Annotated in this window: 25 protein-coding genes; 16 read left to right on the top strand and 9 right to left on the bottom strand. The window is 72.8% G+C overall.

The window, feature by feature from the left end; genetic code table 11:
* Positions 1-56: 56 nt before the first annotated feature.
* On the bottom strand, positions 57-791 hold the full coding sequence (locus tag ACFY1T_RS29945) for a response regulator (protein ID WP_390790921.1): 735 nt from the start codon (positions 789-791) through the stop codon (positions 57-59).
* A 270-nt stretch (positions 792-1,061) separates the two neighbouring features.
* Here ACFY1T_RS29945 and ACFY1T_RS29940 point away from each other — a divergent pair, with 270 nt between their 5' ends.
* The gene (locus tag ACFY1T_RS29940) at positions 1,062-1,388 is read left to right on the top strand and encodes an STAS domain-containing protein (protein ID WP_051805382.1); all 327 of its coding nucleotides are present in this window, start codon (positions 1,062-1,064) and stop codon (positions 1,386-1,388) included.
* A 91-nt stretch (positions 1,389-1,479) separates the two neighbouring features.
* On the top strand, positions 1,480-1,914 hold the full coding sequence (locus tag ACFY1T_RS29935; RefSeq protein WP_390790981.1) for a pyridoxamine 5'-phosphate oxidase family protein: 435 nt from the start codon (positions 1,480-1,482) through the stop codon (positions 1,912-1,914).
* 21 nt (positions 1,915-1,935) lie between these two features.
* Here ACFY1T_RS29935 and ACFY1T_RS29930 read toward each other — a convergent pair whose 3' ends face one another.
* Together ACFY1T_RS29930 and ACFY1T_RS29925 are read right to left on the bottom strand one after the other, a co-directional pair.
* Positions 1,936-3,624 carry a GAF domain-containing protein gene (locus ACFY1T_RS29930; protein WP_390790920.1) on the bottom strand — a complete coding sequence of 563 codons (1,689 nt, stop codon included), beginning with the start codon at positions 3,622-3,624 and terminating at the stop codon, positions 1,936-1,938.
* A gap of 187 nt (positions 3,625-3,811) precedes the next feature.
* The gene (locus tag ACFY1T_RS29925) at positions 3,812-4,126 is read right to left on the bottom strand and encodes a hypothetical protein (protein ID WP_390790919.1); all 315 of its coding nucleotides are present in this window, start codon (positions 4,124-4,126) and stop codon (positions 3,812-3,814) included.
* Positions 4,127-4,329: 203 nt separating this feature from the next.
* Here ACFY1T_RS29925 and ACFY1T_RS29920 point away from each other — a divergent pair, with 203 nt between their 5' ends.
* Together ACFY1T_RS29920 and ACFY1T_RS29915 are read left to right on the top strand one after the other, a co-directional pair.
* Positions 4,330-4,707: a hypothetical protein gene (locus ACFY1T_RS29920; RefSeq protein ID WP_390790918.1), complete on the top strand. Its 378-nt coding sequence runs from the start codon at positions 4,330-4,332 to the stop codon at positions 4,705-4,707.
* 48 nt (positions 4,708-4,755) lie between these two features.
* The gene (locus ACFY1T_RS29915; protein WP_390790917.1) at positions 4,756-5,049 is read left to right on the top strand and encodes a hypothetical protein; all 294 of its coding nucleotides are present in this window, start codon (positions 4,756-4,758) and stop codon (positions 5,047-5,049) included.
* Positions 5,050-5,100: 51 nt separating this feature from the next.
* Here ACFY1T_RS29915 and ACFY1T_RS29910 read toward each other — a convergent pair whose 3' ends face one another.
* Complete coding sequence (locus ACFY1T_RS29910; RefSeq protein ID WP_390790916.1) at positions 5,101-5,760, bottom strand: MSMEG_1061 family FMN-dependent PPOX-type flavoprotein; 660 nt, start codon at positions 5,758-5,760, stop codon at positions 5,101-5,103.
* 93 nt (positions 5,761-5,853) lie between these two features.
* Between ACFY1T_RS29910 and ACFY1T_RS29905 the strand changes: the two genes are divergently transcribed.
* Entirely contained in the window at positions 5,854-7,050 is a 1,197-nt protein-coding gene (locus ACFY1T_RS29905; protein ID WP_390790915.1) for a nitrate/nitrite transporter, read from the top strand.
* Between the two features lie 167 nt (positions 7,051-7,217).
* Here the strand turns inward: ACFY1T_RS29905 and ACFY1T_RS29900 are convergent, their stop codons facing one another.
* Entirely contained in the window at positions 7,218-8,834 is a 1,617-nt protein-coding gene (locus ACFY1T_RS29900; protein ID WP_390790914.1) for an NAD(P)/FAD-dependent oxidoreductase, read from the bottom strand.
* A 193-nt stretch (positions 8,835-9,027) separates the two neighbouring features.
* Complete coding sequence (locus ACFY1T_RS29895) at positions 9,028-9,567, bottom strand: EF-hand domain-containing protein (protein WP_051805376.1); 540 nt, start codon at positions 9,565-9,567, stop codon at positions 9,028-9,030.
* A gap of 291 nt (positions 9,568-9,858) precedes the next feature.
* Here ACFY1T_RS29895 and ACFY1T_RS29890 point away from each other — a divergent pair, with 291 nt between their 5' ends.
* From ACFY1T_RS29890 to ACFY1T_RS29875, 4 genes are all read left to right on the top strand, one after another.
* Positions 9,859-11,718 (top strand): copper resistance protein CopC, encoded by a 1,860-nt coding sequence (locus tag ACFY1T_RS29890; protein ID WP_390790913.1) that lies wholly within the window; start codon positions 9,859-9,861, stop codon positions 11,716-11,718.
* 297 nt (positions 11,719-12,015) lie between these two features.
* Positions 12,016-12,426 (top strand): hypothetical protein, encoded by a 411-nt coding sequence (locus ACFY1T_RS29885; RefSeq protein ID WP_390790912.1) that lies wholly within the window; start codon positions 12,016-12,018, stop codon positions 12,424-12,426.
* Between the two features lie 152 nt (positions 12,427-12,578).
* Positions 12,579-13,673: a PLP-dependent cysteine synthase family protein gene (locus tag ACFY1T_RS29880; RefSeq protein ID WP_390790911.1), complete on the top strand. Its 1,095-nt coding sequence runs from the start codon at positions 12,579-12,581 to the stop codon at positions 13,671-13,673.
* Positions 13,670-14,947: an MFS transporter gene (locus ACFY1T_RS29875; protein ID WP_390790910.1), complete on the top strand. Its 1,278-nt coding sequence runs from the start codon at positions 13,670-13,672 to the stop codon at positions 14,945-14,947. The genes ACFY1T_RS29880 and ACFY1T_RS29875 overlap by 4 nt, the downstream gene beginning before the upstream one ends.
* A gap of 62 nt (positions 14,948-15,009) precedes the next feature.
* Here ACFY1T_RS29875 and ACFY1T_RS29870 read toward each other — a convergent pair whose 3' ends face one another.
* A complete protein-coding gene (locus tag ACFY1T_RS29870; protein WP_390790909.1) occupies positions 15,010-15,741 on the bottom strand; it encodes a DUF1775 domain-containing protein in 732 nt (243 codons plus the stop codon).
* A gap of 1,101 nt (positions 15,742-16,842) precedes the next feature.
* On the opposite strand from ACFY1T_RS29870, the gene ACFY1T_RS29865 reads away from it, so the two are divergent.
* The 5 genes from ACFY1T_RS29865 to ACFY1T_RS29845 are packed head-to-tail and all read left to right on the top strand — an operon-like array spanning position 16,843 to position 20,881.
* Positions 16,843-18,093, top strand: coding sequence for an ATP-binding protein (locus ACFY1T_RS29865; protein ID WP_390790908.1), 1,251 nt, complete (start codon positions 16,843-16,845; stop codon positions 18,091-18,093).
* A gap of 20 nt (positions 18,094-18,113) precedes the next feature.
* On the top strand, positions 18,114-18,503 hold the full coding sequence (locus ACFY1T_RS29860) for a roadblock/LC7 domain-containing protein (RefSeq protein ID WP_390790980.1): 390 nt from the start codon (positions 18,114-18,116) through the stop codon (positions 18,501-18,503).
* 38 nt (positions 18,504-18,541) lie between these two features.
* Positions 18,542-18,856: a DUF742 domain-containing protein gene (locus ACFY1T_RS29855; RefSeq protein WP_234435394.1), complete on the top strand. Its 315-nt coding sequence runs from the start codon at positions 18,542-18,544 to the stop codon at positions 18,854-18,856.
* Positions 18,837-19,460 carry an ATP/GTP-binding protein gene (locus ACFY1T_RS29850; RefSeq protein ID WP_390790907.1) on the top strand — a complete coding sequence of 208 codons (624 nt, stop codon included), beginning with the start codon at positions 18,837-18,839 and terminating at the stop codon, positions 19,458-19,460. The genes ACFY1T_RS29855 and ACFY1T_RS29850 overlap by 20 nt, the downstream gene beginning before the upstream one ends.
* Positions 19,457-20,881 carry a cytochrome P450 gene (locus ACFY1T_RS29845; RefSeq protein ID WP_390790906.1) on the top strand — a complete coding sequence of 475 codons (1,425 nt, stop codon included), beginning with the start codon at positions 19,457-19,459 and terminating at the stop codon, positions 20,879-20,881. Before ACFY1T_RS29850 ends, ACFY1T_RS29845 begins: the two co-directional genes overlap by 4 nt.
* A 15-nt stretch (positions 20,882-20,896) precedes the next feature.
* Here ACFY1T_RS29845 and ACFY1T_RS29840 read toward each other — a convergent pair whose 3' ends face one another.
* Both ACFY1T_RS29840 and ACFY1T_RS29835 read right to left on the bottom strand, forming a co-directional pair.
* A complete protein-coding gene (locus tag ACFY1T_RS29840; protein ID WP_390790905.1) occupies positions 20,897-21,961 on the bottom strand; it encodes a hypothetical protein in 1,065 nt (354 codons plus the stop codon).
* A gap of 390 nt (positions 21,962-22,351) precedes the next feature.
* Positions 22,352-22,708 (bottom strand): carboxymuconolactone decarboxylase family protein, encoded by a 357-nt coding sequence (locus tag ACFY1T_RS29835; RefSeq protein WP_390790904.1) that lies wholly within the window; start codon positions 22,706-22,708, stop codon positions 22,352-22,354.
* A gap of 268 nt (positions 22,709-22,976) precedes the next feature.
* Between ACFY1T_RS29835 and ACFY1T_RS29830 the strand changes: the two genes are divergently transcribed.
* Both ACFY1T_RS29830 and ACFY1T_RS29825 read left to right on the top strand, forming a co-directional pair.
* Positions 22,977-23,438, top strand: a complete 462-nt coding sequence (locus tag ACFY1T_RS29830) for an SHOCT domain-containing protein (RefSeq protein ID WP_390790903.1) — start codon at positions 22,977-22,979, stop codon at positions 23,436-23,438.
* Between the two features lie 125 nt (positions 23,439-23,563).
* Positions 23,564-23,839, top strand: coding sequence for an isoamylase early set domain-containing protein (locus ACFY1T_RS29825; RefSeq protein ID WP_390790902.1), 276 nt, complete (start codon positions 23,564-23,566; stop codon positions 23,837-23,839).
* Positions 23,840-23,884 lie beyond the last annotated feature (45 nt).

The raw sequence follows: 23,884 nt of genomic DNA, 5'->3' as shown, positions 1-23,884 counted from the left end.
CCCGAGAGAGGGGATGTGGCCCTTTGTCCGGCCCGCCGTCGTACGTTCGCGGACGGTCATCGCGAAGCGGTGCCCTCGGTCGACTCCGGTGCCGGCGTGGGCCGTTGGCTCGGAGGGATCAAGGTGTGGCTGGCGATGACCGCCGCCTGCACGCGCCGTTCGACACCGAGCTTGGTGAAGAGCCGCGAGACGATGTTCTTGATGGTCTTCTCCGCGAGGAAGAGCCGTTCGCCGATCTCCCGGTTGGTGAGGCCGTCGCTCACGAGGATGAGGATCTCGCGCTCCCGTTCGGTCAACCCGGGCAGTCCGGGAGGCTGTTCCTCCTTCGGGACGTCGCCCCTGATCCGGGCCATCAGACGGGTGGTGGCGCCGGGGTCGAGCATGGACTGGCCCGAGGCGACGGTGCGCACGGCGGAGACGAGGTCGGTCCCGGTGATCTGCTTGAGGACGTATCCCGACGCGCCGGCCATCACCGCGTCCAGGAGCGCTTCCTCGTCGTCGAAGGAGGTGAGCATCAGACAGGCGAGTTCCGGCATCCGGGACCGCAGTTCGCGGCACACGCTCACCCCGTCACCGTCCGGCAGTCGCACGTCCAGGACCGCCACCTGCGGTCGCAACGCCGGGATGCGGACCAGGGCTTGTTCCGCCGTACCCGCTTCGCCGATCACGGTCAGATCGGGCTCGGCGTCCAGCAGGTCGTGGACGCCGCGCCGGACCACCTCGTGGTCGTCCAGGAGGAACACGCCGATCGGCGCGGGCGACTTCGCGGGAGACGGGCCGCTCTCGGTCATGACGCAACTCCTTCGGGGGCGCCCGCCCTCCGCGGGCGTGCGACTGACTCAATCCTCCCGTTCGCAAGGGCCGTTCGGACAGGGCCGATGGGCCCTTGTCGCGGATGGGCTCCTCGGGGCCCCGTACGGGCGGGCGCGGAGAGGGACCTTCGGCCCTCGACAGGGACCGACCGGTCCTTACGAAGGTCCGGTCCGGTCCGCTGAGCTGTGAGGAGCACGGGGAACGGCGCGGCTGGACCCAGGAAGCCGCAAGGAACGTGAGGGTGGGCCATGGCCACGCAGCTGATCGCACTGACGTGCGCGGTAGGAGAGGGTTCCGAAGTGACGGCGTCCCTCGGCGGTGAACTCGATTTCCACACGAGCAAGCAGATCGGACCGAGACTGATGCAGTTCGCGCGCTCGTCGGGCCGCGAGTTCACGCTGGACCTGTCCGGCCTCACCTTCTGTGACAGCTCCGGCATCGACCTGCTCCTGCGCACGCACCAGTGGTGCGCCGCCTGCGGTACCCGGCTCACGCTCGCCGGGGTTCCGCGCCTGGTGGCCGAGCCGATGCGGGTCCTCGGCGCCGACCGGGTGCTCCTGCCGTCGGGGAGGTGACTCCCGCGCGACGCGGATGCCGGAAGCGAAGGAGGTGCGGACCGTGAAGAGCGAGACGGCGTACGGGGAGCGGGAGCCGTCACCCCGGCGGATGCGGCCGCTGGACCGCGACGAGGCGTTCCGGTTGCTGGGGGCGGTGTCGCTGGGCCGCATCGTCTTCACCCGGCACGCGCTGCCCGCAGTGCGCCCCGTGAACCACCTCGTGGAGGGCGAGAGCATCGTCGTACGCGTCGAGGACGGCGGGGCCCTCGCCTCCCTGCTCGCGCCGTCCGACACCTCGGGGGTCGTGGTCGCCTACGAAGCCGATGCCATCGATGCCGAGACGCACCTCGGCTGGAGCGTCGTGGTGACCGGCTATGCCACCCCGGTGCAGGACCCCGAGGGCTACGCCTCGCGGCTGCGCCCCTGGGTGGCGCAGACCATGGTGCGCGCGCTGCGCATCACACCGGACCTGGTCACGGGGTTCCGCCTGGAGGCGGACCCGGCCAAACCCGTGACCGTGTGCGGCTCCCGACCGGGTCCGTGACCGTGTGCGGCTCCCGGCCGGTCACGTGCCGGCTGCGCCGGTGAGCGGAGCCCGCCAGACCAGTACGCTTCCGCCCTCGGACGGGCTTCCGACGGAGAACGTGCCGCCCAGGCCCCGGGCGCGCTCGTCGAGGTTGCGCAGGCCGCTGCGGCGGCCCTGGGCAGGCACGCCCCTGCCGTTGTCGGTCACCGTCAGGACGATTTCGTCGTGGGTGGCCTTGAGCGACACCCCCACCCGGGTGGCGTGCGCGTGGCGGGCGGCATTGCTCAGCAGCTCGGTCAGCACGGCCATGGCATGGTCGGCGACCTGCGTGGACACGTCGGTGTCCAGCAGCCCCTCCATGCTGAGGCGGGGCGGGTGCCCGAGCGCCGACCCCGCCTCTCCGACCGCCCGGGCGGCACGTGCCCGCAGACCGGGCCCCGCCTCGCGGTCCTTGGCGCGGAGCCCGAAGATCGTCGATCGGATGATCTTGATGGTCTCGTCCAGGTCGTCGACGGCCCGCCCCACCCGCTCGGCGGCGCCTTCGTGCTCCACCAGCCGGGCCGCGTTCTGCAGGGTCATGCCGGTGGCGAAGAGCCGCTGGATGGCGAGGTCGTGCAGGTCACGGGCGATGCGGTCGCGTTCCTCCAGCAGCGCTATCTGCTCGGCGTCGCGCCGCCGCTCGGCGAGCTCCAGCGCCAGCGCGGCCTGGCGGGCGAAGGCCAGCAGGGGTTCCAGCTCGCCGTCGGTGAAGACCGGCTCGGCCACCGCCCGGGCGAGCAGCAGGACACCCCGCCCGTCCCCGGCGGCCGTTCCCAACGGGACGGCCACCGCCGGTCCGAGCGCCGTCAGCTGCTGCGCGCCGCCGCCGTACAGGTCGTCGGTGGCGAGGCCGGCGGTGGTGACCGGTCTGCCGGCCTCGTACGCGGCTCCGGAGAGGCTGCCCTCGACGGGTACCACCAGGCCGCGCCGCAGCTCGCTGCCGGGCCCGACCGATAGCTCCACGGCCAGGTCGTCCGTGCCGTCGAGCGGCATCGAGATGTCGGCGAGCTCGGCGCCCGTGATCTCCCGCGCACGGCGTGCGATGAGCTCCAGCGCGGCGGGGCGGGGGCTCCCGGACAGCAGGCTGTTGGTGATCTCGGCGTTCGCCCGCAGCCAGCGCTGCTGCCGCTGGGAACCCTCGTACAGGCGCGCGTTGTCGATGGCCACCCCGGCGGCGACGGAGAGGGTGGAGATGACCGCCTCGTCCTCGGTGTCGAAGTCCTGGCCGTCGCGCTTGTCGGTCAGGTACAGGTTGCCGAACACCTCGTCGCGGACCCGGATCGGGACGCCGAGGAACGTGCGCATCGGCGGATGATCGGCCGGGAAGCCGTACGACGCGGTGTGCGCGCTGAGTTCCGTCAGGCGCAGCGGTTCGGGATGGCGGATGACCTCGCCCAGCAGGCCGTGGCCGGCGGGGAGCGCCCCGATCCGGGCGATCTGCCCTTCGGTGAGTCCCACGGTGAGGAACTGCGAGAGCGTCCGGCCGTCGGGTCCGATCACGCCCAGTGCGCCGTAGTCGGCCTCGACGAGCAGGGCGCCGGCCTCCACGATCCGTCGCAGGACCTGGGACAGGTCCAGTTCCCGGCCGACGGAGACGACCGCCTCCAGCAGGCTGTGCACCCGGTCCCGGGTTCCGCGTACGGCATTGATGCGGGCCTGAAGCTCCTCGAGCAGCTCGTCCAGTTGCATCCGCGGTACCTGAGGCAACGGATCCGCCACGCCCACCAGCTCCCTACTGTCCCCACCACCCGGTCCGGTCTCAGCCTATCGAGAGCGACCGCCCCCCGGAGCCCCATCGCCCGTACCCGTCGCCGGGTCCCGCCGGCTTCCAAGGGGGCCGGCGGTCGATTGCCCGGGGTGCGGGGCGAGCGCGGTGCTACGCCGGCTCCGGTCCGCTCCGCCCGGTGCCCGTGGGGATGTCGTGGGGAACGGTGGCGGCGGCGCCCGTGCGCACCGCGTCGACCATCACCTGGTGCAGGAGGCGGCTGTCCTCCTCGGACGCGCAGTGCACCGGGCTGCCGGTGACGGTGAACCAGTCCGAGCCGCCGCTGTACTGCACTGCCACCTGGGCCTCCCGGCCCGACCAGGTGGTGTGCACGGTCAGGTCCCCGCTGAGGACCCCGGCCTCTTCGGTGAGCACCCCGCCCCGTCCGGCGAAGACTCCTGTCGTTGTCCACGAAGCCCACGTCATGGCGCATCGCCCCTCACCGCGGAGTGTCCTTTGCTGCTACCACGCTACGGCGGGGGCGGCGGTCGCGCCGTCTTGCAACTCTGAGTTGCGTTGGCGGGCGACCGTGTGCCAGTCTCCAGCGTATTGCAACTGAGAGTTGCGTTGTGTGGGTGCCGCCGCCGCGCGCGTGCGCAGCGCCTCGACCCCGACAGGAGCCCCGCCCCGTGACCCGCACCCCCGACGTCGTCACCCTCGTGTCCCTCGACACGCACCGCCTCATCGTCGCCCTTCCGAACCGGGGCCCCGCCGACGTCCGCTCCAACCTCCCGCGCGCCACCGCCGCCGGCGTGCTGCGCCACCTCGCCGACGAGCTCGACGCCGAGCAGCTCCCCGGCGCCCCCCGAACCCGCCGGCCCATCCGCCGCCACTGCCCCGCCGAGGCCGCCCGGCACGCCGCCGGCACCTTCGCCCACCACACCCGGGAGCTCGCCGGCGTGCTCGCCGCCGCCCTCGACCGGGACGTCCCCGCCGGCGATGTGCTCGACCTGGCAGCCGCCCGCCAAGCCCGCCGTACCCGCCGGACGAGTCCGCCGCGTCGATGAGGGAGTCCGCTGCGGGATCGACGGGTCGAACGCCTTCGGGGAGAGCGGTTGAGCGCCGGTTACGAAGGGCACGCGGGCCGCATCGGCTCGTACGCCAGCGAGCGCAAGCTCGGTGAAGGCGGCATGGGCGTGGTGTACCTGGCCCGGTCGCGGGGCGGCCGCGCGGTGGCCCTGAAGGTCGCCAGAGCCGAACTCGCCGCCGATCCGGTCTTCCCTGAGCGTTTCCGCTCCGAGGTCGCCGCGGCCCGCGCGGTCACGACGGATCCACGCACCACTGCGAGATCAACGCGCGCGGTGCCACCCGCCTCAACGCCTGGAGGACCGACCTGGCCGCGGCCTTGAGCGTCTACCTCACCGCCGCGCGGCGAGCCCGCTGCGGAGCGGATCGGCCCGTCACTCGTACCGGTACTTCAGCGAGTCCGCCTCCGCCCGCTCGATGTCGGCGATCGTCAGCTCCGGCATCCGCAGCTGGGCCAGCGTCACCTCGGCCGAGGTCGGCTGGGCGTCCGCCGGCAGCCACTGCTCCGGCTTCCAGGCGGCGCTGCGCAGCAGCGACTTGGGGCAGTGCGGGTAGACCTCCTCGATCCCCAGCACCAGCGCACTGGCCGGCGGCTTGCCGACGGCGGTCAGCTGCGACAGCAGCTCCGGGCGGGTGGAGACGACGGCGCGGCCGTTCACCCGCAGGGTGGTGGTCCGGCCCGGGATGACGAACAGCAGCCCGGCCCGTCCGGTGGCGACGACGTTCCGCAGGGTGTCCAGCCGCTTGTTGCCGGTCGCGTCCGGTATGGCCACGGTGCGTGAGTCCAGGACGGCGACGAATCCGGCGGGTCCGCCTCGCGGCGAGACGTCGCAGTTGCCCTCGGCGTCCGCGCTGGCGACCAGGACCAGTGAAGAGCAGCCGATCAACCGCCGGGTCTGTTCGGTGAGCTCGCTCATCTGCTTGCGCACGGCCGCGTCGCCGGGGAGCGCGTACGCCCGGCGCAGCGCCTCCTGGTCGGGAACGGCGTCGAGGCGGAGCGAGTCGAAGGCACTGCCGGCAAGAGGTGTCGTCATGCCTGCGACCTTAGCGAGCCGGTCTGCGATCGACCTCGCCCACCGATGGCCCAGTCCGGGCGACGGGCCGGGCGATTCGCTTTGACTGGCGGGATGCAGACGGAAGCGAAACCTCCCGCCGGGGCGTACCGGAACCTCGCCGTTGCCACGGTCGGCTTCGCCCTCAGCTTCTGGGCGTGGGACCTCATCGCCCCGCTCGCGGCCGACTACAAGGCCCGCCTCGGCCTCAGCGACCTCCAGCAGTCGGTGCTGGTCGCCGTCCCGGTCCTGGTCGGGTCGCTCGGCCGCATCCCGGCCGGCGCGCTGACCGACCGCTATGGCGCCCGTATCGTCTTCCCGCTGGTCACGGCGCTCACGATCGTCCCGGTGCTGCTCCTCATCCCCACCCGCGACAGTTACGCCGGGGTCCTGCTGGCCGGGTTCCTCCTCGGCCTGGGCGGGACCACGTTCGCGATCGGCGTGCCCCTCGTGAACTCCTGGTTCCCACCCCACCGGCGGGGCTTCGCCCTCGGCGTGTTCGGCATGGGCACGGGAGGCGTCGCCCTCTCCGGCTACTTCACTCCCCGCATCGCCGAGCACGGCGAGAACCTGCCGTTCCTCGTCGTCGCGATCGCGCTGGCCGTGTTCGCCGTCGCCGCGGCCTTCCTCATCACCGAGCGACCCGACCGGCCCGTCCCCACCGCCCCGCTCTCCGCCCGGCTGGCCCGCGCGGGCAGACTGCGGGTCACCTGGGAGCTGTCCGCCCTCTACGCGATCGGATTCGGCGGGGTCGTCGCGTTCGGCGTCTACCTCCCGACCTACCTCAAGACCTGGTACGAGCTGTCGCCCACCGAAGCGGGCGCCAAAGCGGCCGGCTTCGCCCTGGTCACCGTCGTCTTCCGGCCGGTCGGGGGCCGGTTGTCGGACCGGATCCACCCGGCCGTCGTCACCGCCGGGGCACTGGCCGTCGTCGCGCTCTTCGCGGTGGTCCAGGCCTTCGACCCGCCGCTGTACCCCCTGGGCACGCTCGCCCTGCTCCTCATGGCGGCCGGCCTCGGGGCGGCCGGCGGCAGCGTCTTCGCCCTCGTCTCGCAGGTGACGCCGCAGGACCGGGTCGGCAGCGTCACCGGCATCGTCGGCGCCGTGGGCGGCCTCGGGGGTTTCGTCCCCCCGCTGCTGATGGGAGCCGTCTACAGCGCGAAGGGCTCGTACTCCATCGGCTTCATGCTCCTGTCCGACCTGGCCCTCGCGGGCTGCGTGTACGCCTACGGGCGCATGCGGAACCTGGAGCCGGCCGGCCCTCGCCGCTGACGCGGGAAGAGCCGGCCGGCGGGTGCGTCCCGGGCACGGGCGGCCTTGTCCGGGACCCGTTCCGTCTTCGTCCATGTCGAGCGTTGCGGCGAAGGCGCAACCGGTGCTCGGGGCGTCGTTGCCGCCCACCGCCCGCGCGGTGGCGGCGGCGGGCGGTCGCGATTCGGTCAGAAGCCGCAGGACACCCTTGCGTCCTGGAAGCGCTCCGGGTGCCGGCGCCGGTACTCGACCAGCGACTGGGCCACCGCCGCGCCTTCGCCCACCGCGGCGCCGACCCGCTTGACGGAACCGGAGCGTACGTCGCCCACGGCGAACACCCCGGGCAGGCTGGTCTCCATCGGCAGCGCGTCCGGGGCGGCTCCACCGCCGCCGGTCAGGACGTACCCGCGCTCGTCGAGCTCCAGCGTGTCGCCGAGCCACCGGGTCGACGGGCGGCCGCCGATCAGGACGTACAGGCAGTGCGCGGTGACGGTGCTCTCCTTCCCCCGGCGGTCCCTCAGCCTGAGTCCGGTGAGCGTCGACGCGCCGAGGCACTCGGCCACTTCGGTGCCCAGCAGGACCCGGAGGCCCGGGGTCCGCTCGATCCGCTGCACCAGGTAGTTCGACATGGACGCGCCGAGGTCGGTGCCGCGCACCAGCAGGGTGACGGAGCGGGCGTAGCGCGCGAAGTAGAGGGCGGCCTGGCCGGCGGAGTTGCCCGCGCCCACCATGTACACGTCCTCCCCGGCGGTCGACGGGGCGTCGGACAGGCACGACCCGTAGTACACGCCGGAGTTGAGGAGGCGGTCGACGCCCGGGGCCGTCAGGCGGTTCCAGTCCACGCCCGTGGCGACCACCACCGCGGCCGCGGTCACCGAGGCCGACTCCTCGGTGCCGGCCTTGACGAAATCGACGGTGTGCCCGCCCGCACCGGTCGGGGTCACCCGGGCGGCCACCCGGGTGGGCTGCCACTCGACGCGGGCCCGCTGCGCCTGCTGCAAGGCGCGCTGGGCCAGGTCGCCGCCCGTGAGCCCGACGGGGAAACCGAGGTAGTTCTCGATCCGGGAGGTCGTTCCCGCCTGCCCGCCGGGCGCGTCGTCCTCGATCACCACCACGCTCATGCCCTCGGCGGCCGCGTACACCGCCGCGGACAGGCCGCCGGGACCACCGCCGATCACCGCGACGTCGTAGTGGTCCTGCCCGGCCGGCCGGATGAGGCCGAGCCGCTCCGCCAGCGCGCTGATCGGAGGGTCCACCATCTCGGTGCCGTCGCCCAGCCGGACGGTCACCGGGGCCTCCCGCGGGTCCTCTTCGGGCAGCCACCGGAAGAGCACGCCGCTGCGGCCGAGGAAGTCGCGCACCGCGTACGCCGCGGGTGAGAAGCGGCTGCCGCGCACCTCGGCGGTGGGCAGGTCCCCCTGGCAGTCGGCGCTCCACGTGCACAGGGAGTCGTCGAGCGCGCCCCGGAGGTGCTCGGCCGGGCTCTCCTCGGCCCGGGCCGCCCCGCCGCCCGCGTCCGTCCCGGTGCGGGCACCGGGCACGGCGCCGGTGTGGCCGGTCAACGGCAGCCAGCGCACGCCGGGATGGGCGGCGCGGGAGTCGGGCACCTCGTCCGTGAGGACGGCCGCGACCCGCACCTTCCGGTCGGCCAGCGCCGTCAGCGCCCGGACCACTTCCGCCGGCCCCGCGACCTGCAGCACCCGGAACGAGTGCCGGTACCAGCTCTGCACCAGCTCGGCCGTCTCGTGCCGGCGGAGCGGATCGGGGTCGGAGAGAACGATCACGGGCAGTGCGGCATTGGCCATCAGGGGTCCTCCAGGCGGGTTTCGGGGGATCGGCCCCCGCCCGCGCTCGGCGAGCGGGGGCGCGAGGCGCATCGGTTCGGTCGGTCCGGTCCGGTCCGGTGCGGTGCGGTGCGGTGCGGTCCGGTTCGTGCGGCGATACTGCGGGTGGGGCACGGGGGCGCGGTGGGTCGCGAGGCCCCCCGTGCCCAGCTGCTCAGAGGCGGCCGAAGAACTGGTTGCCGCGCGCCGCGTGGTTCTCGCTCGTGTAGTACTCCTTCATCGCGGAGCTGATCTCGTCGCGGCTCAACTGCCCGTCACCGTCGATGTCGAGCTGGTTGAACGCCTCTTCGAAGGTCTCCCGGGGCAGGCGGAACATGCCGTGCAGCAGGTCGGTGTACTCCTCGCGGCTCAGCATGCCGTCGCCGTCGCGGTCGCCCAGCTCGGTCCAGGCGTTGCTCATGTTCCTGATCCGTTCCCAGATCCGGTTCTGGTCCGTGACGATCCGCGCCCGGAACGCCGCCCGGAACTCCTGCCGGTCGACGGCTCCGTCGTCGTTCTTGTCCATCTTGTGGAAGACGGTGTCCCACAGGTCGGCCAGCGAGTTCCGGAGCCCGTCCACTGCGTCCGGGGCGTAGCCGAGTGACTCGGCGAGCTTGTCCGAGAGGCCGATGACGTCCGACTTCACGAGCCGCCCGTCGCGGTCCGAGTCGAAGACGTCGAACGCCCGCTCCAGCTTGATGTCCAGAACGCTCACGACACCATCCCCTTACGTTACGTGGTCGTCTCGTCACGGTGCGAGACGGGGTCCAGGAAACCACATGCCGTGACCTCGGTGCATTCCGCCGGCGGTCCCCGTGGTCGTCGTCCCGTGGGCCATACAGGGAAAACGGCCCGGGTCGAGCCTTCTGCGCGGTCTTTAGCCGAAGTTGCTCAAACAGCCCGCCGCCCTGCCCGGCCGCACTAACGTCCGGACTTCTCCACCAGTACGAGCCGCTTCGGAGACCGTGCCTTCATGCCCAGTGGATCGCCTCCCGCGAGGAGGCCGTTGACCGTCCTGGCGCTGGTCGCCTTCCTGTTCGCCCTGCTCCTCGGTGCGGCGGGACCGGCCTTCGCGCATGCCGGGCTGAGCGGCTCCGATCCCGCGGACGGCGCCGTCCTGAAGACGGAGCCGCGGTACGTCACGCTCACCTTCACCGAGTCGGTCGGCTTCTCCGACGACTCGCTGCGGGTCCTGTCGCCGCGGAACGAGCGCGTGAACCCGCGTCCCGCGCAGCACGTGGACGGCAAGGACGACACCGCACGGGTGGAGCTGTCCGGCAAGCTGCCCGAGGGCACCTACACGGTGGCCTGGCGGGTCGTCTCCGCGGACGGCCACCCGATCTCCGGCGCGTTCGTCTTCTCCATCGGCGCGCCGTCCGAGACCGCCGCCGTGGTGGCGGCCGGATCGCCGGACGACACGGCGGTCGGCCGCCTGTACGGCGTCTTCCGCCATGTCGCCTACAGCGGTCTGGCCCTCCTCGTCGGAGCCGCCGCGTTCGTCCTCCTGTGCTGGCCCGCAGCGGGAGCCCTCCGGCCGGTGCGCAGGCTCCTGGTGGTGGGATGGGTCGCGCTGGCGGCGTCCACGGCGGCCATGCTGCTGCTGCGCGGCCCGTACGAGACGGCCGGCGGGGTCGGTTCGGCCTTCGACCTGGCCCGGCTGGGCCGGACCGTCGGCGGCCGGCCGGGCGCCGCGCTGATCGCGCGGCTGGTCCTCCTGGCGGTCGCCGCGGTGTTGCTCGGGCGGTGGGCCCGGCGGCCGGACGCCGCCGTCATCGGGGTCCGCGGCCGTCTGGCCGGCGCGCTGCTCGCCGTGGCCCTGACGGTCACGTGGGCCGCCGCGGAACATGCCTCCGCCGGCATCCAGGTGGCGCTGGCCATGCCCGCCGCCGCTCTGCACCTGCTGGCCATGGGGGTCTGGCTGGGCGGCCTGGTCACCCTGCTGCTCCTCCTCCGGCGCCGGGGCCCCGACGGCCGGGAGATCCCGGCGGCCGCGATCGGCCGCTTCTCGACGCTGGCCTTCGGCGCCGTCGCGGTTCTCGTGGGCACCGGGGTGTACCAGTCCTGGCGGCAAGTCGGCTCCTGGGAGGCGCTGTCCACCACGTCGTACGGCAAGACCCTCGTCGTGAAGGTCGCCGCCGTCGTCCTGGTGCTGTGGGCGGCCTCCTTCTCCCGCCGCTGGACCGCCCGCCTCGTCCAGGGGGCCCCGCCGGCCGCGGCTCTGCCGTCGGCGCCCGCCCGCGAGCGGGTGCGGGTCGCCCAGGCGGTCGGCGCGCCCACTTCCGCGGCGGGAGCGGACCTCGACGCCGCGCCCGACGCACCCGCCGGGGGCGGGCCGGGCGGCGAGGCCGGGCCGCCCCCCTTCGACGCCGCCGCGTACCGGCGCGGCCTGCGGCGCATGGTGAGCGTCGAAGCCGCGCTCGGTGTCCTGATCCTGGTGATCACCACCGTGCTCACCGGCACCCAGCCCAGCCGCGCCGCCGGCGAGAGGGCCGCGGCGGCCTCCGCGGAGGAACCGCGGGTGCAGGTGCTCACGGTCCCCTTCGACATGGGCACGGCCAACCACCAGGGCACGGTGCAGATCACGCTGGCGCCGGGACGCGTCGGAGAGAACACGGTCGAAGCCGTCGTCTACACCTCCGACGGCGGCCTCGCGGCCGTCCCGGAGCTCCGCCTCACGCTCACCCAGGACGAGCTCGGCATCGGCCCGCTCGACGCCAAGCTCAAGGACCAGAAGGGGTACTGGGCCGCCTACGACCTGCGGCTCCCCATGCCGGGCGTGTGGACCCTGAACATCACGGTGCGCACCACCGACATCGACCAGGTCACCGTGCGCGACACGGTCCGCGTCGCGCCCGTGCCGAGGTAGCGGGCCACTGCCCGGACCGGCCGGGGAGGACTCCGGCTTGCGCCCGCGCCGGGGAGCCCGGGCCGGACACCCCCGCTCCTTCCGCCGGGTTGCGGCGCGCCGAACGGCGGCGCCGGGGCGAGATTCACCCCTTCCGGCGATCCGTCCGTATGCCGATGACGGCACCTGCCTGCCACAGGGCGCCGCCCCCCGGCGCCCGCCCCGCCTCCGCCGGGCCCCGTGTGGCCGGAGCGCCGCCCTCCCACGGACCCTGCCGGCACGCACCGGGTGGGTACGCAAGGTAGCGTCGGCGTCACTGTGTGGAATCTCCCGTGGTCCCGTGACCCCCGCCGCGGCGGCGGCTGGGCGGTCGCCCTGGTGGCGACGGCCCTGGTCGCGCTGCTGCTCGGCGTGTGCGACAGCGGCGGGCACCACCGCGTGGCCCTTCCCGACCGGGTGACGACCGCGAGCGCCCTCACGGCGAGCGCCCTCACGGCGAGCGGCCGTCCCGATCGGGACCTGCCGTGCGCCCACGCCCACGACGAGCACGTCACCGCGCCGGTCCCGGAACTCCGCGCCCCCGGCGCCCCGGCCGAAGACGACGCCGGCGCACCGGTGGTCCGGCCCGCGGCCGCTGCCGGCACCGCGGCCGCGTACGCAACGGCCGCCCCACCCGCGGCCGACTCGGGCCGTGCCCTGCTCCGCAAGGTGTGCGTCACCCGGACGTGACCGGCCCCGGCCTCCCCGCCCGCGCGGCCGCACGCCGCCGCGGTCCGGGAGGCCGGCGCGCCCACTCCCACTCCAGCACGGCCCGACGCCGTCCCGTGCCGCCCGCGGGCGGCAGCGCCGGTGTGCCGTGCCGTACGAAGGACACCCGCACCATGACCGAACCGCCCCTGTCCGCCTCCCCGCACACCGTGCTCAAGGCGGTCGGCAACACCCCCGTGCTGTTCATCGACGAACCCTTCGCCACCGCCCCGCGCGGCTTCTGGGCCAAGCTCGAAGGCTTCAACCCCGGCGGCATCAAGGACCGCGCCGCCCTCTACATGGTCGACCGGGCCCGCGAACGCGGCGACCTCCTTCCCGGCGCCCCCGTCATCGAATCCACCTCCGGAACGCTGGGCCTGGGCCTCGCCCTCGCCGGAGTCCTCCACGGACACCCGGTCCACCTCGTCACCGACCCCGGCATGGAACCGATCATGGAGCGGATGCTCGCCGCCCACGGCGCGGAACTCCACTTCGTCGACCGGCCGCATCCCGAAGGCGGCTGGCAGGAGGCCCGCCGGCGGAAGGTCGCGGAACTCCTCGACCGCCACCCCGGCTCATGGTGCCCCGACCAGTACCACAACCCCGACAACGCCGCCGCCTACCGCCCCCTCGCCGCCGAACTCGGCGACCAGCTCGGGGACATCGACGTCCTCGTGTGCGCGGTCGGCACCGGCGGACACTCCGCGGGCATCGCCCGGGGACTGCGCGAGCGCACCCCCGGCCTGCGGCTCGTCGGCGTCGACACCATCGGGTCCACGATTTTCGGCCAGCCCGCCCGCCCTCGGCTGATGCGCGGCCTCGGCTCCTCGATCCACCCGCGCAACGTCGACTACGGCGCCTTCGCCGAAGTCCACTGGGTGGCTCCCGCGGAAGCGGTCTGGTCCGCGCGCCGCCTGGCGGAGCGCCAGTTCGCCACCGGGGGCTGGAGCGTGGGGGCGGTGGCCCTCGTCGCCGGCTGGATCGCCCGTACCCGCCCCGTGGGCACGCGCATCGCCGCCGTCTTCCCCGACGGACCGCACCGCTACTTCGACACCGTCTTCAACGACGACTACTGCCGGGCCAACCGGCTCCTCGGCACCACTGCGCCCGCCGAACCCGACGTGGTCGCCTCCCCCTTCGACCGCGAGGTGACCCGCTGGACGCGGTGCACCGACGTCACCGACCCCGTGCCGGCCGCCGGCATCCCGGGTGCGGGAGCCGCCCGGTGAAGCGCACCTGGAGCCAGTACCGCTCCTTCGACGCCACGGTGCGGCTGCTGCTGGTCAACCAGCTCACCATCAACCTCGGCTTCTACATGCTCATGCCCTACCTGGCCGCCCACCTCTCCGGCAGCCTCGCACTCGCCACCTGGGCCGTCGGCCTCGTCCTGGGCGTACGCAACCTCTCCCAGCAGGGCATGTTCCTCATCGGCGGCATGCTGGCCGACCGCCTCGGCCACAAACCCCTCATCGTCGCCGGCTGCACCCTGCGCACGGTCGGCTTCGCCGCCCTGGCCTTCGCCGAATCGCTCCCCGCCCTGATCGCCGCATCCGCGGCCACGGGCCTGGCGGGAGCCCTGTTCAACCCCGCGGTACGGGCCCTGCTGGCCGCCCGGGCCGGGCAGGAGCGCCGGGTCGACGCCTTCGCCCTCTTCAACGTCTTCTACCAGGCCGGAATCCTGCTCGGCCCCCTCGTCGGTCTGGCCCTGACCTCGGTCTCCTTCCCCACCACCTGCGCGGTCGCCTCGGCCCTCTTCGCGGGTCTCACCCTGCTGCAACTGCGCCGGCTCCCGGAGAGCGCGGCGACACCCCGCGAGGACCGGCCCGCCCTGCGCGAACAGGCCGGATCCGTACTCCGCAACAAGCCCTTCTGGCTCTTCTCCCTCGCCATGACCGGCTCCTACGTCCTGTCCTTCCAGGTGTACCTGGCCCTGCCGCTGGAGACCCGACGCGTCACCGGCGACGGCTCCCTCGCCACCGCGGCCACCAGCGCGCTGTTCGTCGTATCCGGACTCGTCGCCCTCGTCGGCCAGCTCCGCATCACCGACTGGTGCACACGCACCCGGACACCGGCACGCTGTCTGACCACCGGCACGGCCCTCATGGGAGCCGCCTTCCTCCCGCCCCTCCTGACCGCAGGGTCCGCGCGGGGGGAGGGCGGCTGGTCCGCGGCCCTCGCGGTCGCTCCGCTCCTGCTCTGCGCGGGCCTCCTCGCCCTGGCGACCGCCGTGCTCGTGCCGTTCGAGATGGACACCATCGTCTCCCTCGCCGGAGGACGTTGGGTGGCCACCCACTACGGCCTCTACAACACCGTCTGCGGGGTCGGCATCACCCTCGGGAACCTCGCCACCGGCGCCCTCCTCGACACCGCCCGCAACGCCGGCTTCCCCGCCCTGCCCTGGCTGATCCTCGCCACGGTCGGCGCCGGCTGCGCCGCGGCACTCGCCGCGCTGGGCCGTACGGGACGACTGACCGCACCCGAGCCCGTACCGGCCCGGGTCTGACGCACGCCGGGGCGGGTACCGGCAGGCACCCGCCCCGGCGTGCGTCAGCCGGGCCCGCTTGGTCAGGCCCGGCCGCGACCCCGGCGCAGCCACCGGAGGGCGCCGGCGGCGGCGAGCAGGAGTACGGCCGCGACGGCGCCGAGGACGGCGCCCGTGCCGCCGCCCGCCTCCTCATCGCCCGCCGCCCGCGCGCCCGCGGACGCGGCGGGCGCCGAGGGGGACGCGGTCGAGGGCCGGGGGGAGGGGACGGCGGCGCTCGGCGTCGGGGACGGGCCGGGGGCGATCGGTTTGGCTCCCGGGGCCGCGGCCTTCAGCTCGAGCAGGGGGGCGGGGTTGTCGACCTTCTCCCCGGCGGTGGGCACTTCGATCCAGCGGGAGACCTTTCCGTCGCCGTAGGTCTCCAGGGTCTTGAAGGCCAGGGACTTCTCGTCGGGCAGTTGGCGCACGGTGACGCTGTACTCGGCGTCCGTGCCGGTGGGCAGGGCCGGGCCGCCGATCGTGTACCCGTCCGCCGTGGCCGTGAACTTCCACTCCTTCGGAGCGTCCTTCAGGGTCAAGGCGTCCGGAGCGATGCCCTTCGGCAGTACCACCCGCAACTCCGCGATGCCGGCGGTCTCCGACTCCGCCTCGGAGGTGAACGACAGCGTCACGTTCTCGGCGAGCGCACGCGGGTCCGAGGCCGTGACTTCGGCGTGTGCGGCGGCCGGGCCGGCAGCCACACCCACGACCGCCACGGCGCCGACGGCCGCGATGCCCAGCCGGCGGAGCGCCACGCGCGTGCGTGATCTGTTCATGATGGAGAACCCTCTCGTCGTGCGGGACGGGCCTCGGCCCGCAGCCGTGGAGCCCGTCAGGATCAGGGGAACGCCTCCCGCACGGCCGCCGGGAGGCCCCCGGCGCACCACCGTGTGACAGAGCATCGCGGACGTGTCCGTGCGGGGGCTTCGGCCATGTCGGGCACATCATCCGCCGCAACCGGTCACCGACAGCCCCGACTGTCAATTGCGGAGCAGTTTCCGGGGGCGCTTCCCGCCGTGCCGCCCCGCATACCGGGACGGACGTCAACGGTGGTTCGAGGTCGTCGCTTGAACGGGGGAGCCGTGGAGGCCGGTTGTTGACCGTCGCCGCACGGCTTCCCCCGGTCTCGCGAAGAGCGCCGCGGCGTGGGGCCGGCGCCCGCGGTGCCTCGCGATCGGGCCGATGACGAGAGCACATGTCCGGACCGGGTCCGGCAGGGCGGATCCGGGAGCGGACACCCCGCGGAAGGAGGCGGCGGACCTCGGGGCGGGGAGCCGGGGCCGCCAGGCCGCCAGATGCGGTCGATTCCATGCGCCCGCGGTGCGCGTCATGACAGGGATCGATCAATTGCGGACCCAGGTCGGTCAACGCGGAGGTTCCCGCTCCAGCAAGGTCACATGGTGTACCCGAACTGACTATTCTCCCCTGCGTGTTGCGCTGCACTCACAGTGAGTGACCGAATGCCGTGTCGCGCGCGGACGGAGGCCTGGCCGCAAGGAGGCGTGACCACCGATGCGATCTCGAACCGACCCGTCGGGGGCACCCGTGCCCTCACCCGCGCTCGGCCGGGCGGCGGCCGGACCGCTCCCGCATCCGTACCGCACCACCCCCAGTCCACTCATTCCAGACTGTTTAGGGACCCCCCGATGGTTCGTACCGGCTCAACCCCCGGAGGCCTGCCACGCGCAACGGCTCCGGCATGGCTCATCCCTCCCGGCCTTCTGGCCGGGGCCTGCGGCATAGCGCTGATCTTCGTTCCCGCGCAGATACATACGCCGGTTGCCTGGTGCGGTCTCGTCGCGGTCGTCCTGACGGCCATCACCACGGCCGAGACGGCGCGCCGCTCGCGGGCGGCGGAGCGGACCCGGCACGCGCGGGTGACCGCAGACGTGCAGCAGTACTACGCGCAGCGCGAAGCGGCACTGTTCGGGCGTCTGGCCGACCAGCGGGCCACCACGGTATGGCTCGCCGAAGAGCTGCTCCCCGCGGCCGTCGCACGGATGCAGAAGGGTGACCCCGCCTCGGAGATCCTCCAGGCGGTCAGGTTCGGGGAACACCTCGACAGCGAGTTCGCCGAAGCCCTCCGGGCCGCCCTGCGGACGCTCCTGGAAGCGGTGGAGGCCGAGGAGCAGACACGGGACTCCTCCCAGCGGGCCCTGGTGGCGATCGCGCGCCGGGTCCAGGCGATCGTGCACCAGCTCGCCAAGGACCTCCACGACATGCAGATCCTGCACGGTACGGACCTCGTCGTCTCCCACGGCCTGCAGGCCATCGACCACCGCAACGCCCTGATCGGTCGCCTCGCGGCCAGCGTCGCGGTCCTGGGAGACGCCCGGCCCGGACGCCAGTGGTCGAAGGCGATCCCGCTCTATGACGTCCTACGGGGCGCCATGTCACGCATCGTGGACTACCCCCGCGTCAAGCTGCAGTCGGTGACGGAGGTCGCCGTCATCGGCCCGGGAGCCGAGCCCCTGATCCACCTGCTCGCCGAACTGCTCGACAACGCCACGACCTTCTCGCCGCCGCACACCCCGGTCGAGGTGAGCGCGAGCGAGGTGCCGTCCGGCATCGCCATCGAGATCGAGGACCGCGGGGTCGGGCTCACCGAAGAGGTCCGCCTGCGCATCGACCGCGTGATGGCCCAGGGGGGCTCCAGCCTGGAGCTGGCCGACCTGGGCGAGGCCACGCAGCTCGGTCTGCCCGTCGTCAGCAGGCTGGCCCGCGAGAACGGCCTCGAGGTCGATCTGCGCCCCTCCGCCTACGGAGGCGTACGGGCCGTGGTGCTCGTCCCGAGGCGCCTGATCACCACCGTCGAGCAACAGCCGAGGAAGGTCCAGCCGTTCGCGGCGAAGCGTACGGTCGCTCCGGTCGGGCCGAGCCCGGCGGTGGCGCGCGAATCGGTCGAGGCCGTGCAGACCGCGAACGGCCTGCCGCAGCGCCGGCGGGAGTCGCCCGTCCCGACGCCGGTCGTCCGCACGGCCCCCCACCCGCCCGTCGCCCCGACGCTCTCCCCGGGAACGGCCGGCGCACCCCGGCAGCCGGGCCTGATGTGGGAGGCGTTCAACGGCGACAAGAGATCGGGTACCGGCCCTTCCGTCCATCCCGAGCCATCAGATGAGGATGAGTAACCGTGACGCCACTGCCCAACATGGACTGGATGCTCAAGGAGCTCGCCTCCAGCGTCCCTTACGTGCGACACGTGGTCGCCCTCTCGTCGGACGGTCTGTGCATCGGTCAAGCGAACACGGAGACCGACACCGCCGACGCGATCGCCGCCGCCTGCTCGGGGATGCAGAGCCTGGCGAAGGCCATCGCGCAGAAGTTCCCGCACGGAGACGGCTCGACCCGCATGGTCGGGATCGAGGTCGACGGCGGGTACTTCTCCCTGATGGCCGCCGGACCCGGGGCCTACCTCGCGGTACTGGCCGATGAGGAAGTGGACGCGGGCCTGCTGGGCGACCGCATGCGTACGCTCGTGTTCAGGATCGGCCGGCACATGACGAGCCCCCCGCGTGATGACGTCGGGCAGGCGATGTGACATCAGAGCACCACGGCGCATGGGACGAAGGCAGTCCCGTGCCGCTTTACGTCATCTCCGGTGGACCGGGTTCGGCGGCCAAGGCCTTCAACCTGGTCACCCTCATCACATCGAGGTCCGCACCCGAACCCGCGATGCAGCCCGAGCAGGCGTCGATCCTCGCCATGTGCCAGTACCCGCTGTCGGTGGCGGAGATATCCGCGTATCTCAGTCTGCCGTTCAGCGTCCTGACGGCACTGCTCTCGCAGCTCGTCGAGGACGGGCGGGTCGAGGCGATCGCCCCGGTTCCCGTCGCCGCGGTCCCCGAACTCGGCCTTCTGGAGGCGGTGATCCATGGACTACGCAATCTCTGACGCACCCGCCGCCGGGCCCCGCGGCACCGACATGCTGCTGCCGCACGGCGCCAGGGGAGTCAAGGTGGTGATCGTCGGCGGCTTCGGCGTCGGCAAGACCACGATGGTCGGGGCGGTGAGCGAGATCGCGCCCCTGACGACCGAAGAGACCATGACGCAGGCCGGTGTCGGGATCGACAACAATCCCGGTGCCGAGGGCAAGAACACCACCACCGTCGCCATGGACTTCGGCCGCATCAGCATCAACGAGGAGCTGATCCTCTACCTCTTCGGGACGCCGGGCCAGGAGCGCTTCTGGTTCCTGTGGAACGGGATCTTCGAAGGCGCGCTCGGCGCGGTGGTCCTCGTCGACACGCGCAGGATCGAAGTCTGCTTCGAGATCATCACCCGTCTGGAGGACCGACGCGTCCCGTTCGTCGTGGCCGTCAACTCCTTCCCCGAGGCCCCGCAGCATCCGGTGGCGGTCCTGCGGACCGCTCTGGACCTCAACGAATCCGTGCCCATCGTCACCTGTGACGCGCGCGACCGGTCGTCCTGCCGTGACGCCCTGCTCTCGCTGATGGGCTACCTGTGCACCCTCGCCGCCGCCCAGGAGTCCGCATGACCGTCCCGCCCGCCGACCGCGCCACGACCGAACAGGGCCTCGTGCCGCCCCCGGGCTGCCCGGCCCACGCCACCACGGGCACCGGGGGAGCGACCCGGCTCCACGGCGTCGCCGCCGAGACCGACCCCATGGGCCTGTACGAGAAGCTGAGAGCCGAGCACGGTCCGGTGGCGCCCGTCCTGCTCGAGGGGGACGTACGCGCCTGGCTCGTCCTCGGCTACCTCGAGAACCGTGACGTGGCCACCCGCTCCACCCAGTTCTCCCGTGACCCCCGCACCTGGCACGGCTGGAGGAGCGGTGAGATCGATCCCGAGACCTCGCCGCTCGTGCCGATGATCGGCTGGCGTCCCGACTGCGTGTGCGCGGACGGTGAGGAGCACCAGCGTCTGCGCGGCGCCGTCACCGCCGCCCTCAACCAGTTCGACCAGCGCGGGATCCGCCGTCACATCACCCGCTTCGCACACCAGCTGATCGACGAGTTCAGCGAGAGCGGCAGGACGGAGCTGGTCGGCGAGTTCGCCGAGCCCCTGCCGATGCTCGTCCTGACCCACCTGCTCGGCATGCGGGACGAGGACGCCCCCAAGCTCGTCCATGCGGCCCGGGACCTCTTCAAGGCCACCGAGACCTCGCTCGCCAGCAACGCCTACGTACTGGAGACCCTCAGGGAACTGGTCGCCGCCAAGCGGGTCCTGCCCGGGCAGGACATCGCGTCCGTGCTCATGGCCCACCCGGCCGGTCTCACCGACGAGGAGGTGCAGCACCACCTGCGCCTCATCCTGCTCGCGGGCTACGAGACCACGGCCAACCTCATGGCCAACGTGCTGCGGATGACGGTCAGCGACCCGCGGTTCCGCGGGTCCCTGGCCGGTGGTCAGATGACCTTGCCCGAAGCGGTGGAGCAGGTGCTGTGGGACGAGCCGCCGCTGATGGTGTGCCCGGGCCGCTGGGCCACCGGGGACACCACGCTCGGAGGGCAGGAGATCAAGGCGGGGGACATGCTGCTGCTCGGCCTGGCCGCCGGCAACGTCGATCAGGCGGTCCGCCGGGACCCCTCGACCCGCGTGCACCACAACCGCGCGCACCTGTCCTTCAGCGCGGGCGCCCACGAATGCCCCGGCCAGGACATCGGCCGTGTCATCGCCGACACCGGCATCGACATCCTGCTCACCCGGTTGCCCGACATCGGCATGGCCGTCCCCCAGTCCGAGCTCACCTGGCGCTCCTCGACCTGGGCCCGGCATCTGACGGCGCTGCCCGTGAAGTTCGCCGCCCGTCCTCGTGAAGCCCGTGAGCTGCTGGCGAAGCCGCTGCCGGCGCCGCCCCCGCCGACCGTCGGGATGCCCGTGGCACCCCGGCTGCCGGATTCCGCACCCCGCGTCTCATGGCGGGCACGGCTGAGGCGGTTCCTGGGGATGGGTTAGGCCCGGTACGGGGCATCAGCCCCGGACCCCGGGGCCCGGGGCCGATGCGCGTTGTACCGGGACGGCCCCGCTCACGGGGGCGTAGCGGGGCGCCCCGGTGTACCAGGCGTGGAGCCCGGACAGGAAGCTCCGGGCCCCGCGCAGCCAGGCCTCCAGCTCGGCCTGTTCGGCCTGGTCCAGCCCGGTTCTGCGGACGAGCGGGGGCAGTTCGCTCCGTATGAGGTGCTCGAAGTGGCGCAACCGGGCGGAGATCAGGTCCGCGGCGGCGTGCATCGCCTCCTGGACGGTGATCCCCAGAGAGGTTTCGAGGACGACGACGAGGTTGTTGACGTCGTACTCGTCGTCGACTTCCCGCTGGTAGGACGCGATGTCGTTCGCCAGGCCCATGTAGTCCATGAAGGCGTCGAGGAGGGCGCGGACGGTCCGGGTGTGCCGGATGCGCTCGGGTATCCGTGCGCCGGTGGCGAGTTCGACGGAGTAGGGCGCGGTGTACGCGGCGAAGCTCTCGCGGCGGAACTGGGCGTACTCGATGAGGTCGGGTACGCGTCCGGCGCGGCTGTTGACCAGCTCCTGGACCCCGGCGTCGATGTAGCGTGCCAGCGCCCGGTTGAGCCCCTGGCGCCAGTGCGCGAGTCTCGGCGGGAACAGGCGTTGCTGGAGGTCGGCCATCCCCTTCTCGATCGCGTTGACCGGCTCCGGCAGCCGGGCGCCCGGATCCGGGGGCAGGAAGGCGTGGAGACGTGCCGTGAAGGCCTGCGCGCCCGCGAGGTCGCCCGTCTGCTTGAAGGCGGCGGCGAAGTAGTCGTCCCAGGCCAGAGCCCAGAGGTTGAACCGGTGGTTGAGTCGGAGGCCTACGAGGGAGGCGTCGGGGAGCGTCCAGGCGGTCAGCTGGTCGACGGCCATCGCGTGGAACTGGGACCGGGTCCAGATCGGCCGGGCCGCCGGTGTCTCGTCGCCGGTCAGCATGCCCATCTCGCGCGCCCACGTCTCGGTCTCCTGGCGCAGGACCGGCAGGTACGGATTCAGCCGCACCGGGTGCGGCATCCGCAGCATGGGAAGTTCGATGTCCTGCACTTTCATGGGATCCCTACCTCCCTTTTGGCGCACACCGGTGTGCGCCCCACGAGCGCGAGCGGGCTGTCATCGGAACGACATCCCAGTTCAGGGGCGTGAGCGAGCCGTCGGAGACTCGCTGCGTCATGCGGGGACGTGAACGCGCTGCACATTCGGGAACGGCCGGGCCGACTGGCTCGGCGTCGGGGTGTGACGATCCACTACAGGAACGGACGGCGACTAGTTTCCGCCATTTGGCGCACCAACCCTTCCCACTGCGACCGATCTGCAACCCTGTGCGGTTGTCTTCGGCCACGATCAGAGCAGGATTGTGCCAAGGAGACGATCACTCTGGTCTGGTTTGGTGCAAATTCGATCGTGCGGTGCCGTGGCCGGAGTCCCGGTCCGGCGGGGGCGTCACGACATGTTGCGACTCTCGGCTTCGGCGTTGGCGATGGCCTCGGCCTCGGCTTCCGCCATCGCAATGACGACGCCGAACGCCTGGGCGATGTGGCCCGCGGCCGACATGACGCGCGCCGTGCCCACGACCGGGGCGATCGCGACGAGCACGTCCTGCAGCTCTTCGACCGTGAAGTCGGCCTTGACCGCGGGATTGACGTGGGCCAGGTAGGAGATGGCCGGTGCGTCCATGGCCACGAGGGCGGCGATGCGGGTGATGATGAGCGTCTTCTCGTCCATGCCGCAGTGCTCGATGGAGTCGACGGTCATTGCCGCGAGCGTGTCGAGAACGGGGGCGTCGGAGCTGGAGGCCATGGCGGTATCGCCTTTCGGTGCTGATCCGAGCCGGCGCGCCGCCCGCTGACCGCGGGATCACGGGCGTGTCGGCGGTGCCGTTTCAGGTTAGGTGTCCCGCGAGGCCCCCGCCCGTTGGGCCGTACGGGCGTACGGGCGTACGGGTGCGGCCGGGGCCGGGCCTTCGCAGGGTCGGACATGGGCCCGGATGCCGACGGGGGCGCGGGGAGGCACCATGGATGCCGCGGCCCGGCGACGAGCCGGGTGCCCGCCCACGTGGAGGGGTGACATGACCACTGAGGTGTACCTCGCGTACGACTACCCCCTGCTGAGCCTCTTCTGGACCATGCTCGGGCTGGCGCTGTGGATCCTGTGGTTCTTCCTGCTCTTCAGGGTCGTCTTCGACGTCTTCCGGGACGACGACCTGGGCGGCTGGGGCAAGGCCGGCTGGACGGCCCTCGTCGTCCTGGTGCCGTTCCTCGGCGTGTTCGTCTACCTCGTCGCCCGGGGCAAGGGCATGGGAAGCCGGGAACGGGCGCACGCGCGCGCCCGGCAGGAGGAGTTCGACGCCTACATCGGCGAGGTCGCCAAGGCCCGTCCCAGCGGCACCGACGAACTGGCCAAGCTGGCCGACATGCGGGCGCGAGGCGACATCACGGACGAGGAATTCCGGCGGGCGAAGGCGCTCGTACTGACCGACTACGGTCCCGAAGACCGCACCACCCCCGGCACCCGCCCGCCCGGTGGGTGAGCGGCGGCCCGGCGATGCGGTGGGCGGGTGACGTCGGTACCCGGGCAGCGGCGCCGGCGTGCGGGCCGGGCGTCCGCCGCCGAGGATGTGCCCGTAGCCCTCCCTCCCCACAGCCCGGAGCCCCCATGCTGGAGCGCACGCTCGACAAGGACCGCACCAAGGTCACCTTCATCCTCCCGGCCGACGCGCCGCCCGGCCCGGTCAGCGTGGTGGGCGACTTCAACGGCTGGCAGCCCGGCGTCCACACGCTCCGGCCGCGCAAGGACGGCAAGCGCGCCGTCACCGTGGAGCTGCCGAGCAAGAGCAGCCACGCCTTCCGCTACCTGGCGGCGGGCGACTACTGGTTCAACGACGAGTCCGCCGGTGACCAGGACGGACCCAACAGCCGCCTGCACACCTGAACCGCAGCCGACCGTGTCGGCGCCCGGACCGCCGGAACGGGGGTC

The sequence above is a fragment of the Streptomyces sp. NPDC001194 genome, from assembly GCF_042896985.1.
Taxonomy (GTDB): domain Bacteria; phylum Actinomycetota; class Actinomycetes; order Streptomycetales; family Streptomycetaceae; genus Streptomyces.
Note: the sequence above shows the minus strand (reverse complement) of the source record. Positions and strands in the feature narration are given on the sequence as shown.

What these genes read in the sequence shown, in the direction of transcription:
- ACFY1T_RS29945 (WP_390790921.1), bottom strand. Translation starts at nt 791, where the DNA reads ATGACCGAGAGCGGCCCGTCTCCCGCGAAGTCGCCCGCGCCGATCGGC.
- ACFY1T_RS29940 (WP_051805382.1), top strand. Translation starts at nt 1,062, where the DNA reads ATGGCCACGCAGCTGATCGCACTGACGTGCGCGGTAGGAGAGGGTTCC.
- ACFY1T_RS29935 (WP_390790981.1), top strand. Translation starts at nt 1,480, where the DNA reads ATGCGGCCGCTGGACCGCGACGAGGCGTTCCGGTTGCTGGGGGCGGTG.
- ACFY1T_RS29930 (WP_390790920.1), bottom strand. Translation starts at nt 3,624, where the DNA reads ATGCAACTGGACGAGCTGCTCGAGGAGCTTCAGGCCCGCATCAATGCC.
- ACFY1T_RS29925 (WP_390790919.1), bottom strand. Translation starts at nt 4,126, where the DNA reads ATGACGTGGGCTTCGTGGACAACGACAGGAGTCTTCGCCGGACGGGGC.
- ACFY1T_RS29910 (WP_390790916.1), bottom strand. Translation starts at nt 5,760, where the DNA reads ATGACGACACCTCTTGCCGGCAGTGCCTTCGACTCGCTCCGCCTCGAC.
- ACFY1T_RS29905 (WP_390790915.1), top strand. Translation starts at nt 5,854, where the DNA reads ATGCAGACGGAAGCGAAACCTCCCGCCGGGGCGTACCGGAACCTCGCC.
- ACFY1T_RS29900 (WP_390790914.1), bottom strand. Translation starts at nt 8,834, where the DNA reads ATGGCCAATGCCGCACTGCCCGTGATCGTTCTCTCCGACCCCGATCCG.
- ACFY1T_RS29880 (WP_390790911.1), top strand. Translation starts at nt 12,579, where the DNA reads ATGACCGAACCGCCCCTGTCCGCCTCCCCGCACACCGTGCTCAAGGCG.
- ACFY1T_RS29870 (WP_390790909.1), bottom strand. Translation starts at nt 15,741, where the DNA reads ATGAACAGATCACGCACGCGCGTGGCGCTCCGCCGGCTGGGCATCGCG.
- ACFY1T_RS29860 (WP_390790980.1), top strand. Translation starts at nt 18,114, where the DNA reads ATGGACTGGATGCTCAAGGAGCTCGCCTCCAGCGTCCCTTACGTGCGA.
- ACFY1T_RS29850 (WP_390790907.1), top strand. Translation starts at nt 18,837, where the DNA reads ATGGACTACGCAATCTCTGACGCACCCGCCGCCGGGCCCCGCGGCACC.
- ACFY1T_RS29845 (WP_390790906.1), top strand. Translation starts at nt 19,457, where the DNA reads ATGACCGTCCCGCCCGCCGACCGCGCCACGACCGAACAGGGCCTCGTG.
- ACFY1T_RS29840 (WP_390790905.1), bottom strand. Translation starts at nt 21,961, where the DNA reads ATGAAAGTGCAGGACATCGAACTTCCCATGCTGCGGATGCCGCACCCG.
- ACFY1T_RS29835 (WP_390790904.1), bottom strand. Translation starts at nt 22,708, where the DNA reads ATGGCCTCCAGCTCCGACGCCCCCGTTCTCGACACGCTCGCGGCAATG.
- ACFY1T_RS29830 (WP_390790903.1), top strand. Translation starts at nt 22,977, where the DNA reads ATGACCACTGAGGTGTACCTCGCGTACGACTACCCCCTGCTGAGCCTC.
- ACFY1T_RS29825 (WP_390790902.1), top strand. Translation starts at nt 23,564, where the DNA reads ATGCTGGAGCGCACGCTCGACAAGGACCGCACCAAGGTCACCTTCATC.